Genomic DNA, 12,465 nt, shown 5'->3' with positions numbered 1-12,465 from the left:
GCAGGTTATGGGAGTTGTGTTAAAATACATCTTCGATTCTCGTGGCCATGTCGAAGTGAACTACATAACAGGATTAATTTCATGACCGATTACAACATACCATTAAGGTTAACTCGTTTAAGAAATAGTGCAATGTCTCGTGCTTTAGTTAAAGAAACACGCTTACATCCGCAACAATTCATAGCTCCTTTATTTATCAGTGAGCTACTTAATGAGCCACAAGAAATAAGTGCAATGCCCGGTCAATTTCAATTAAGTCTCGATTGTATTCCGAATGAAATTGAATTACTCACCTCCTTAGGTATTCCCGCAGTGCTTTTGTTTGGCATACCCAAATGTAAAGATGCTTATGGTAGTGAATCGTTTAATCATGAAGGAATTATTCAAAAAGCGATAAAAGCAATTCGTTCTGTAAATAAGAACATCCTAATTATTACTGATCTTTGTTTTTGTGAATACACGGATCATGGGCATTGTGGTGTACTCGCAGGAGAATGTATTGATACCGACAAGACCTTGGCCTTTCTTGCAAAACAAGCTGTAAGTCATGCACAAGCTGGTGCAGATTGGGTCGCACCGAGTGGAATGACTGATGGAATGGTGCGGGTCATTCGTGAGGCTTTGGATGCACAGGGATATCAGCATATCCCTATCTTAAGTTACAGTGCCAAATACTGTTCCTGCCTATATGGACCTTTTAGAGAAGCAGCTCAAGGCGCACCAAAATTTGGTGATCGTAAGGCCTATCAAATGGATCCTGCAAATAGTGCTGAAGCTTTAAGAGAAACAGCTCTGGACATTGAGGAAGGGGCCGATATGATCATGGTAAAACCTGCCGGATTTTACCTGGATATTATAGCGAGGCTAAAACAACATTTCCCTGAGGTACCTCTTTGTGCCTATCAGGTAAGCGGTGAATATTCGATGATTAAAATCGCTGCTCAAAACAAGCTCATCAATGAAGAGCAAGCCATAATAGAGAGTTTGGTTGCGATAAAACGTGCTGGAGCAGATTTTATTATTTCTTACTTTGCCAAAGATATCGCACGTTTATTGAGTCAGAATAAGTCATAGGCATATAAGCGCGCCTTAGCTAAAAACGCTTTGTCACTCCAGAATATTGCTTAAAACTAATGGGTAATAGACACTAAGTTATTTTGCGATATACTCTTTGATGCGTTTAAAAGATGTAAAAAATCCGATTGGTTAAGAACAGTTATTTTTTCGCTACCTTAGTGAACATATTAACTTCTAACGAATCACTTATAATTAAATGGAGAAAAAGATATAATGAATTTAATATTTAAAGGTTTTTCAGCAGTAGCCTTAAGTTTAAGCGCTGTAACAGCTTTTGCAAGTCCCGTTTATTTAATCACCCATAACAATACTCCTGTAGAGTCAAATGCATACATTGCGGGCGTCCCTTCTGCATATCCAACTCCCGCCAATTCAACACAAAAGGTCTATTGGAATCTCGTAAAATTAGCCTGCTACGGTCATACAACTGGGAAACAGTGTTCTGCAATAATTAAAATGGCTACTAATACAGCGAATCCCGTAGAAGTTGGAGAAGTTCATATGGATCTTGATACCGGTGATATCAATCCAAAATATTTCTCAAAGAACGGATATACCTTTTTTGTAAATGGCCTAGGTGAAGCAACCATTGTCAAAAATTAATTATCTTCATTTATATCAGTTAGAGTTAGTTGGGGGCGAATTCGCCTCCATATAACTCCTAAGTTAATAAATATTAAATATTAATAAAATAGAAATAACCGTTCACGGCTATGGCAAATGGTCATAACTATGTAGTAATGTAGCCTGGGTGCAGGCGAAGCCGTAACCCAGGTTCCGCTTCGCTGCACCCAGGCTACATGTATCAATTTGCAACATCACTGACAAGCGCGAAAAGTCGGAGTAGAACTGGTTTTTCAGCGATATGTAGAAAATTCAACTGTAAACCTGGCTACGCGTGCGGCAACGGAACTCATTTGCCATGGGAGAGAATTGTTATAATAAAAAAGCCACTTAAAAGTGGCTTTTTTATTATACTCATTTCTAAAATAATTATTTAGTAGGTACTTCGGGAACTTTATCCATAACCCATGTCAATTGAGCACCCACAAGATCAGCAGCAAAGTGACCGTCGTTAACACTCACATTATAGGTAGAGGTTTGTGAAAGAGGCTGGACAGAATTAACATCTGGCTTACCTCCAGCAAACAGGTGAGTATATCCTACATCGACACCAATAGTGGGTCGCCATTGATAATGGGCACCAACAGCAATTGCCCAACGATCAATATCAGGTAAACGAACATTTCTATCTATATCATTTGTTGGAGTCTGATCGTAACCACCACCTATACGAAGCATAAGCTTTGGATTCACACGATAATTTGCACCAAGAGCAACACGCCAAGAATCCTGGTAGTTTTGTGGTACAGCACTATTAATATTGGCTTGAGTCACATTAAAAAGTAATGGAGGACCGATATTGGGTACCGCAACATTATTTAATTGAATTACTTTAAAAATACCCCAACCTGTATAAACAACAGATCCTAATAAAGCTAACTTCTCGTTGACATCCTGATAAGCACTCAATGTAAGTACATCTGGGAATTCTTGCGGATCACTAAATAATTCATTATTTATACGGGTTGTTGAAGGAGGTAATACTGGGAAAATCAGATTAAAATTATTATTAGCCAATATTCCAGTCAAGCGGCTATGGCCGTAGAAAACATGTCTTATTCTGGATTGATAATTAAGACCTATGCGAGTGTGATTGTCATTAAATATTCCCATCACCCCAACATGGAATCCAACCCCATAAGACTTTGCTTTATTGTAACTTAAAGTGTCAACAAGCGCAGGATCATCTCCAAGAATTTGGAACAAAGTGGGTGCGCCAATCATTTGATTAAATTTAGCACGAGACCATTGAATATCAAGGCCTGCTCCCAATGCAAAATGTTCAGTGAGTCGAGTACCCAATTCCGGCGAAACGTTCATAGTCAAAATTTCGGTATATGTCGCTGAATAGCGTACAGGAGAATCAGGAGCCCAATCAGTAGACAACCCAAATGGAGAAGTGACACTTAGAGCAAAGGTAGTACGTTCACCTAAAGGACGAGCATAATGGAATGAAGGAACAAATCCATTGTAGCTTCCATCTACCCCGTTGAAATCTTGTATGTATTGAACAGAAGCAGGACCAGTACGCGTAGTAAACGTACTCGTGCCATCCAATTTCATAGTAGGAAATATGCCAACACCACTAAACACTACTTGCTGCTCACGAATTAAGGCTAAGCCAGCAGGGTTATACCAACCTGTTGATGCGTCAGCTGCTTCAGCTGCAGAACCAGCAGCATAGTTACCAACTGTATACCCAGCTCCCTCTCCGTATAAAGAGAATCCTGCTGCATGAACTCCACCTGTAGCCAGAACACTAATAACAGCCGCGCTAACTAGTGTCCTTAAAGGTTTGTGCATATTTTTCACTCCTTACTCCTCAAGTATCTATAGCGCCACCCACTAAGTTCGATACCTCATTGCAAGCTCGTTCGGCTCAGTCATGTACTTGAGTACACCTTTCACCTCACATTACTTGTGCTTTGTCTAGAACTTAGTAGATAACGCTATACTTCAAAAAATTGATAAAATTCGTCCACTAAATAGCGAGTGTACCCTGTTTTGAAATCATTAAAAACACCTTAAAAACACTTTTTTCTTTTTTATATTCAACAACTAATTAATATTAGCCCACAGTGATTTAATTAAGGTCATCATGGTTAATTAATAGGAAATCCTTCAATAAATCCCTAATTCAAAATATTTAGACTTGTACACCTACTCCCGTCCATGCTAATGTGTTTTAATTTTGTGCGGAAATGAATCATGCGACAAATAATAACTAAATTCGGAGGCACCAGCGTTTCAACTCGTAACACGTGGAATAATATTGCTTCCATAACTAAAAAACATATGAGTTCTGGGGCACAGCCTATTATCGTATGCTCCGCACTAACGCAAATTTCTAACAAACTTGAAAAAGCCATTGAAGCTGCTTTAATCAATGAACATCAGAGCATTCTTGCTGATATTCGTCATGGACATATTCATCTTGCCGAACAGCTGGAAGTAGACTCTGAATTAGTTGCCAAAGATTTGTTGCAATTAGAGCAGTGGCTCACTGGCATTGCCTTACTAAAACAAGCCCCTGCAAAAACGCATGCAGAAATTTTAAGTATGGGCGAACTGATGATGACTCGCCTAGGTCATGCATTTCTCGAAAAACAAGAAATTCGTTGTAAATGGTATGATGCACGTGAACTTTTAACCAGTACGCCATTCCCTGATGGGGTGTCCGCAAATTATCTGTCTGCCCGTTGTGAAAGTGAACATGATCCTAAGTTAGTGGAACAATTTATCTCGAGTGGTGCTCAAGCCATTATTACTCAAGGTTTTTTTGCTGCAAATCCTCAAGGCGAGACTGTTTTGTTAGGCCGTGGTGGCTCTGATACTTCGGCAGCTTTACTTGCTGGCAAACTCCAAGCGTCATCTTGTGAAATCTGGACTGATGTCCCTGGAATTTATACTGCGAACCCACATCAATTGCCACAGGCACGCTTATTGAAAAAATTAAATTATGATGAAGCCCAGGAAATTGCGACAATGGGAGCGAAAGTATTGCATCCCAATTGTATTCCTCCTGTTCGGCGTGCCAACATTCCAATGTCAGTCAAATTTACGCAAATGCCAGAACATTCGGGAACACTCATTACTAAGGATATTGATGAAACGGCACCATTAATTAAATCCATTCAAATCAAAAACAGTATTTTATTGATTTCTATAGATACCTTACACATGTGGCAACAAGTTGGATTTTTATCTGATGTATTTACTGCCTTCAAAAATCATGGTTTCTCGGTAGACTTACTCTCTTCCTCTGAGTTTAACGTAACACTGTCCCTGGATATCAATAGCAAAATACATGACCGACCAGCAATTAATGCCTTACTCGACGAATTGAATCAATTTGGCCGTGCCAAGCTCATTGAGCCTTGTAGCGCTGTAAGCCTCGTAGGTCATCATATCAGAACTGTATTGCCACAACTTGGCCCAGCTTTAGAAGTGTTTGAAGCAAAACAAGTTTATTTAATGTCACTCGCATCCAATGACTTAAACCTAACTTTTGTTGTTGATGAATCGCAGGCAAATCAATTATGCCAAAAGCTGCATCATTTACTCATAGAAAATAATCCCCAAATTTTCTATTATTCAAAAAGCTGGCATGAAGAGTTTGGCAAACCTGCTGTTCGCGATATTCCATGGTGGGAAAAAGAGCGCGATCGTTTATTAACTATTGCCTCACTTAATTCGCCTTGTTATGTCTACCATAGCCCCACTCAAGCTGCTCGAGCCAAACAACTGTTGGCTTTAAAATCGATCGATACTTTGTTTTATGCAATTAAAGCCAATCCTCATCCATCGATTTTAAAAACTATGGAACACGAAGGCATCGGTTTTGAATGTGTTTCCATTCAAGAATTAGACAGAGTATTGGAACTCTTTCCTAGCATAGACCGTAAACGAATTTTGTTTACCCCTAATTTTGCACCAAAAGCAGAATACGAATATGCATTAAATCTTGGTTGTTATGTCACTATAGATAGCTTATACCCTCTGGAGCATTGGCCTAATTTATTTAAAAATCGCGAAGTCATTATTCGTATTGATCCAGGTACTGGTGCTGGCCATCACAAACATGTTTCAACCGGCGGAAATGAGTCAAAATTTGGCATTACGCAAAATGACATTGACCAGGTTGTGGCATTAACCAAAAAGCATAAAATCCAAGTTGTTGGTTTACATGCACATTCAGGTAGCGGCATTCTTACTCCGGAGTTATGGCAGCAAACTGCCTTAATGCTTGCCTCTCTAACAGAGCAATTCCCACATGCCAAATCCATTAATTTGGGCGGCGGCTTGGGTATCGTAGAAAAGCCCGGACAACAACCATTAGATTTTGCAAATATGGATGCTTTGTTAATGGCAGTAAAATCACGTTATCCGCAAATTGAAATCTGGCTTGAGCCGGGGCGATTTTTTGTAGCAGAAAGCGGTGTTATTCTTGCTAAAGTCACTCAATGTAAAGAAAAAGGAAAGGTAAAATTTGTGGGCATTGAAACAGGTATGAACTCGCTAATCCGACCTTCCTTGTATGGTGCCTACCATGAAATTGTTAACTTAAGTCGATTGCATGAAGAGAAAGCTGGTTTTTCTCATATAGTTGGTCCAATTTGTGAATCAGGAGACACCTTAGGCTATGATCGATTATTACCCGTGACCGAAGAAGGTGATGTGTTATTAATTGCCAATGCTGGAGCCTACGGTCGTTGCATGAGTTCACATTACAATTTACGTCCACCTGCACAAGAAATTGTTATCGATTGAACGTTTCCTTCTCCCGAGGAGAGAAGGTGCCTGTCATTAAATTAAGGAATTTAATCTTACCCTCCGCCCCGCGGACAAGCCGCGGGACGGAGGCAAAAACATTTAATAAAACATACAGGAATAAAAATAACAATGCTAGACGACAGTGATCAACGAAGCCAAGCCACAAATCCTTCCACATCATTTATCGTACAAGCTCCAGCAGGCTCAGGAAAAACTGAAATTCTTACGCAGCGTTATTTGCGATTGTTAAGCACCGTAACTGCCCCAGAACAGATTGTCGCATTAACATTCACCCGCAAAGCTGCAAGTGAAATGCGTGAACGTATTGTACTCGCATTGCAAAACGCAGCAAATAATATAAAAGCCAATACACCCCATCAACAAATGACACTCGATTTTGCTCGTGCAGCCCTTCAGCATGATAGCCACTTTCAATGGAATTTATTACATCAACCGAATCGATTAAAAATCATTACAATTGACTCTTTATGTCAAAGTATCAATCAAGCAATTCCTCTCTTGGAAAAACAAATTGCTTACTCACAGATTACCGAAAAAGCGAACAGTCATTATTTAAATGCGGGGCGACGCTGTATTCAGTTTGCTCTAGCAACCCCTGAATATCAAAAAGCGATAAAAACACTCTTGTTGCATGTCGATAATCGTCAGGATCGATTACTTGAATTATTTACTGCACTGCTTTCTCAAAGAGATCAATGGTTAGTTCCCCTCTTTCAAGCACGCGCTCAAGAAAAATCAACTTTTGAACGCGCACTGCGACTTATAGAGCAGCATGAATTAAAGCGGTTCACGCAAAGTTTACCCACACATTTGGCTCTTGAGTTGACTCAATGTGCTCGTGAATTGGCAATCATAGAAAATAATCCTCAGTCGCCACGCTATCCGTTAAAAGATTGGTATGATTTTCAACATACCAATCAAGAGATTGCGACCGCTTTAAGTAAACTCTTGCTTACAGGAGATGCGAATTTTCGCAAAAGTTTTGATCATCACGTGGGTTTGCTCAGTACCTCCTGTGCTCCGGATGAATATAAAAGACTTAAAAATGCCAGCAAAGAATTGCTCAACGAACTCAATGAATATCCTGATTTCCTTGAAGCATTAATCCAAGTCAGTAATTTACCTGAGCCAGAATATGATCCTGAGCAATGGGAAGTCCTGCAAGCACTCTTTTTGTTACTTCCCCTTCTTGTAGGTCATTTACACGTTTTGTTTAGCGAACAAAATGAAGTTGATTTCACTGCAATATCCCAGCAAGCATTGAGTGCATTAGGCGATGTAGAAAATCCTACGGATTTAGCATTATATTTAGACCATACGCTTCATCACATTCTGGTTGATGAATTTCAGGATACTTCGATTACCCAGTTTGAATTGTTAACCAAGCTTGTCAGTGGATGGCAGGAAGGTGATGGGAAAACTCTTTTTATCGTCGGTGATCCAATGCAATCCATTTACCGTTTTAGACAAGCAGAAGTAGGATTATTCTTTCGCGCTAAAGAACAAGGCATAGGTCCCGTTAAACTCTGCTCGCTGCAGTTGTGCTGCAATTTCCGTTCAACACAAACGATTGTAAATTGGGTAAATAATCAATTCACCACTATATTCCCCAGGCAAGTTGATATAGAGTCTGGCGCGGTTTCATTTCATCCCAGCAAACACGTCATTCAGGATGAACAATACAGCGCCATTCACACCATTCAATTTAAAAATCGAGAACAGGAAGCAAAAAAAATCATAGAACTCATTCAATATGAATTGCAAACCACTCCTGAGCAAACGATGGCTATTCTGGTACGCTCCAGAACGCAACTGGGTGAAATCATTCGCCTCTTGCGCCAACATCAAATTCCCTATCAGGGTACTGATATCACTTTATTAGCCAATCTAAGCCACCTGCGTGATGTTTGGTCATTAACCCAAGCCTTACTTGCACCAGCAAACCGCCTCTCTTGGCTCGCTGTACTTCGTAGTCCTTATTGTGGTTTGGCTTTGAATGATATCCATGCCATTGCTCAGTTTAACAAGAAAAAGTCGATTTACTTTGCCTTATTGCATTTAAACAAAATTCCGGGACTAAGTGAGGAAGGAAGAATTCGCGCTCATTTTTTTATGCACATCATGCACAAAGCACTGACTCAAAGATATGAAAACAGACTCTCAGTCTGGGTAATTCAAACTTTAAAAGAATTACACATTGACACGATTCTAAACACCAATCAACTCAATGATCTCGAACAATTCTGGACCTTGCTTGATCGTTATGAACAAGACGGTCGTTTACCAGATATGAAAGAATTTCTCTCAGAATTCAATAAACTCTATTCACAGCAAGCAAATCCTTCTCGCTTGCACGTGATGACCATTCATAAGTCCAAAGGACTTGAATTTGATACTGTATTTTTACCCGGTTTAGGAACACAACCTAATCGTGGCGATAATCCCATGTTACGCTGGCTGAATTTACCGACTCAAAAACAGGGAAATTTATTACTGATGTCGCCTGTACAAGCTGCACATCAAGAACATTGCGCTTTATATGATTACTTAAGCCAATTAGATGAAGTAAAAAGCCATTACGAAGTACAACGATTACTGTATGTTGCCGTGACTCGAGCAAAATCACGTTTGTATTTAATGGATCATTCAGAAAGATCCTCCAAGGCTTCATTTAAAACGCTTCTCAAGCATTTAGAATTTACAGAAAATGATCCCGCGTTCCTTGTCGAAGAAAGAAACTCGTCCATACCTAAACGCTTAAGCTTACCGCTTGATTATTACCAAAATAAAGAATCTGAAATTTCTAATCTTCATTTTAATATAAAAACAACTTCGCCTTTATCAACGAGTATTCCTAGACTAATTGGTATAGTAACGCACCAATTATTGCAATGGATCTGTGATAATCATCCAAGAACTATAACGGAAATTCCCTGGAGCCTCGCTCGTTATGAATTAATCAAGTTAGGTTTCGATAACAAAACCCAACACGAAGCACTATTTAGCATGCAGGAACACATTACCCGAATGTTTAAGGATCAAACAGGCTTGTGGATTATTAGCAAACATGACAAGGAACAAAACGAATACGAATTATTGGTGGAACAGCAAAATAGGCCCATTACTCGCATTATTGATCGTACTTTTGAGGATCAAGGCAAACGTTGGATTATTGATTTCAAAACAGGAAAAGAAGATGAAGCTTCATTGATGAAACACCAACAACAATTAGATGAGTACGGTTCTTATCTCTCAGAGCATACCTCCCTTCCTGTCTATTGTGGTATTTATTATCTTCCCAGCAATCATTGGGTTAATTGGCAATATGAGCGTTCTGAACTTACAGTTTGATCGCTGCAAACAAATTCTATGAAATGACGCTGCTCTGCGTTATCATTCCTCTTTTGTGTTTTAAGGGCCAATCCATGACCACTGAAAATACTGTAATCCACTTGATGAGTACCCTAAAAGATCCGTTTCTTGGTCTTACAGGCAAAGAAATGAATTTACAGTGCAGTCTTGAAATGACAAATAATCAGTTGCTCATCAACCTAACTGCTGGATTTCCCTGTCGCTTACTTGAAGAAAATTATAAACCTCTATTACTTTCTGCCTTACAATCAGCATTCCCAAATCAGCACATAGTAATTCACATCAATCAACGGATCAAACCACACAGAACACAACTCGTTGGCAAAGGTTTGCGTGGCGTTAAAAACACCATTGCTGTAGCTTCAGGAAAAGGAGGAGTGGGAAAATCTACTGTAACCGTTAACTTAGCGACTGCACTAGCTCGCTTAGGTGCACAAGTAGGTATTTTAGATGCTGACATCTACGGGCCAAGCATACCTTTAATGCTTGGCAAAACGGAACCGGTACAAATCAGCGGTGAGCATTATCTTCCTGCGAAAGCGCATGGAATACAAACGATGTCTATTGGCTATCTAACACATGGTGAACAAGCACTGATCTGGCGAGGTCCTATGCTTGCTAAATCACTAATCCAAATGCTGGATATTACCCTTTGGCATGATCTGGATTATTTGTTTATCGATTTACCGCCTGGAACCGGGGATATTCAATTAACTTTAGTACAAAAAATTCCTCTCACTGCTGCTATAGTAGTGACCACCCCACAAAACGTGGCAACTCTTGATGCACAAAAAGCACTAACCATGTTTTCTAAAACAGGAATTGATGTGCTGGGTATTATAGAAAATATGGCCACTCATATTTGCAGTCAATGCGGACATCAAGAAGCAATTTTTGGTGCAGGTGGGGCAGAGGCACTTTGTGCTGCACACCAAACCACATTACTCGGACAACTTCCATTAGATGGGCGCATACGACAAAACTGTGATGAGGGTTCTCCTACAGCGACTCAAGCTCACGATAAGTTAACAAATACGTTGCTTAAAACAGCGATGAAGAGTGCTATTGAGCTGTCCAAAAAACCCATTAATTATGCTGACAAGTTTCCAAAAATTGTTGTTGAGTGATCTCTGAAGACAGGTATAATCAGATAAGCCATACTTTAATCGTAATTTTGCATTGTAGCCTGGGTGCAGCGAAGCGGAACCCAGGCTACAATGTAATTACGGTTGGAACCTTAAAATAAAATAATTAAATACAGCCATGGAACGAATAATAATAATAATAACAATAAGTATCCTATACACCTGCCTGACTTTCGCCAAGTCTTCTTATCAGGTTGATTTAATTGTATTTGCCCATCCAAATCAAAACCCGGAAATGGCCGTTGATGCACCTCTTATTCCAATGAGTGCAAATGCTATCTCTTTGAAAACAGATACAGAAAAATCAGGAAAACCTTATCGTTTGTTATCTCCATCCGCCTCCAGTCTGCGCGATGAATATTACCTACTGAGTCGAAAATCGCATTATCAAGTTTTAGGTCATTATTCCTGGAGACAACCGGCCAATAATCAAAGCAGTGTCGCTCTGCCTGTAGTGGAGCATAATGGCTGGCAAATGCAGGGTACATTAAATGTAACGCAAACTAATTATTATTCTTTTGATGCAGAGTTACAGGTATCGCCGCCAAATAATCCACAATCATCATTTACTGTATCACAAAAACAGCGCCTGAAAGATGATGTAGTTTATTATCTCGATAATGCTCAGATTGGCATGTTGGTTAAAATTTACAAGCTGGGATAAATAGTTGTAGCCTGGGCGCAGCGTAGCGGAACCCGGGAAATATGTATGAGAAAACCCGGGTACGCTACGCTGCACCCAGGCTACATTTTATTATTTGCTCGGAGGAAAAATCCGATCAAATACCGTTGCACCTCCCTCCACAACATGGTTCATTGCAGTATTTACATCGGAGGTACCAGGATTAGTCTTATTTGAAAAAAAGCTCCAAAAACCATTTCCTGATTGTTTGCTTCTGCCTACTTCATGCAATCCAAATAATGCTGCGGCAGTAAGAGTTAGTGAGGCAAAAGGACCTAATCTTCCATAAAAAGGTGACATAAATAAATTTCCAAAACTGATTAATGCACCAGTCTTTAGTGCTTTATCAGAATTTATTTGATCTCTAGGCATGCTACTACTTCCTTGATAGATTATTTAACAAGATACGTATTATGGACGCTTACTTTCACTAGGCATAATTTCGTCAAATATCGCTGCACCTCCAACTGCGATATTTGCCAGAGTATTTTGCACTTCTGTACTTTTATCACCAGTTATACCACCAAAAAAAGAATTCATACCATTTATTCCATTTCCAACAGCTCTTCTTTTTTTACCTATTTCATGCGCACCATATAAAAATGCACCGGTCGCAACAATTGCTGTAGTCAAACCCAATTTAGCATCAACCCAATACAGTGGAGCTAAAACTGTATTCCCAAGGGCCACTAATGCACCTGTCTTACCTGCATCATCAATATTGATTTTATCTTGAGCCATATCAATTCCTTGTGATAATTAGTTTGAATA

9 protein-coding genes are annotated in these 12,465 nt (G+C 39.6%); 6 read left to right on the top strand and 3 right to left on the bottom strand.

Annotation, left to right across the window (positions count from 1 at the left end; all coding sequences use genetic code 11):
* Positions 1-81: 81 nt before the first annotated feature.
* Positions 82-1,074 carry a porphobilinogen synthase gene (hemB, locus tag Lani_RS18195; protein WP_019233230.1) on the top strand — a complete coding sequence of 331 codons (993 nt, stop codon included), beginning with the start codon at positions 82-84 and terminating at the stop codon, positions 1,072-1,074.
* Between the two features lie 216 nt (positions 1,075-1,290).
* Positions 1,291-1,680: a hypothetical protein gene (locus tag Lani_RS18190; protein WP_019233231.1), complete on the top strand. Its 390-nt coding sequence runs from the start codon at positions 1,291-1,293 to the stop codon at positions 1,678-1,680.
* Positions 1,681-2,070: 390 nt separating this feature from the next.
* On the opposite strand, the gene Lani_RS18185 is transcribed toward Lani_RS18190, so the two are convergent.
* The gene (locus Lani_RS18185) at positions 2,071-3,513 is read right to left on the bottom strand and encodes an OmpP1/FadL family transporter (RefSeq protein WP_040522344.1); all 1,443 of its coding nucleotides are present in this window, start codon (positions 3,511-3,513) and stop codon (positions 2,071-2,073) included.
* Between the two features lie 396 nt (positions 3,514-3,909).
* Here Lani_RS18185 and Lani_RS18180 point away from each other — a divergent pair, with 396 nt between their 5' ends.
* From Lani_RS18180 to Lani_RS18165, 4 genes are all read left to right on the top strand, one after another.
* A complete protein-coding gene (locus tag Lani_RS18180) occupies positions 3,910-6,471 on the top strand; it encodes a bifunctional aspartate kinase/diaminopimelate decarboxylase (RefSeq protein WP_019233233.1) in 2,562 nt (853 codons plus the stop codon).
* A 132-nt stretch (positions 6,472-6,603) separates the two neighbouring features.
* Positions 6,604-9,846 (top strand): UvrD-helicase domain-containing protein, encoded by a 3,243-nt coding sequence (locus Lani_RS18175; protein WP_019233234.1) that lies wholly within the window; start codon positions 6,604-6,606, stop codon positions 9,844-9,846.
* A gap of 74 nt (positions 9,847-9,920) precedes the next feature.
* On the top strand, positions 9,921-10,994 hold the full coding sequence (apbC, locus tag Lani_RS18170; RefSeq protein ID WP_019233235.1) for an iron-sulfur cluster carrier protein ApbC: 1,074 nt from the start codon (positions 9,921-9,923) through the stop codon (positions 10,992-10,994).
* Between the two features lie 136 nt (positions 10,995-11,130).
* Positions 11,131-11,676 carry a CsiV family protein gene (locus Lani_RS18165; protein ID WP_019233236.1) on the top strand — a complete coding sequence of 182 codons (546 nt, stop codon included), beginning with the start codon at positions 11,131-11,133 and terminating at the stop codon, positions 11,674-11,676.
* A 90-nt stretch (positions 11,677-11,766) separates the two neighbouring features.
* On the opposite strand, the gene Lani_RS18160 is transcribed toward Lani_RS18165, so the two are convergent.
* A complete protein-coding gene (locus Lani_RS18160; protein WP_019233237.1) occupies positions 11,767-12,066 on the bottom strand; it encodes a hypothetical protein in 300 nt (99 codons plus the stop codon).
* A gap of 39 nt (positions 12,067-12,105) precedes the next feature.
* Positions 12,106-12,435 carry a hypothetical protein gene (locus tag Lani_RS18155; protein ID WP_019233238.1) on the bottom strand — a complete coding sequence of 110 codons (330 nt, stop codon included), beginning with the start codon at positions 12,433-12,435 and terminating at the stop codon, positions 12,106-12,108.
* Between the last annotated feature and the right edge of the window lie 30 nt (positions 12,436-12,465).

Source organism: Legionella anisa (assembly GCF_001467525.1).
GTDB lineage: Bacteria > Pseudomonadota > Gammaproteobacteria > Legionellales > Legionellaceae > Legionella > Legionella anisa.
The sequence above is the reverse complement of the archived record's forward strand: the minus strand, read 5'-3'. Positions and strand labels throughout refer to the sequence as shown.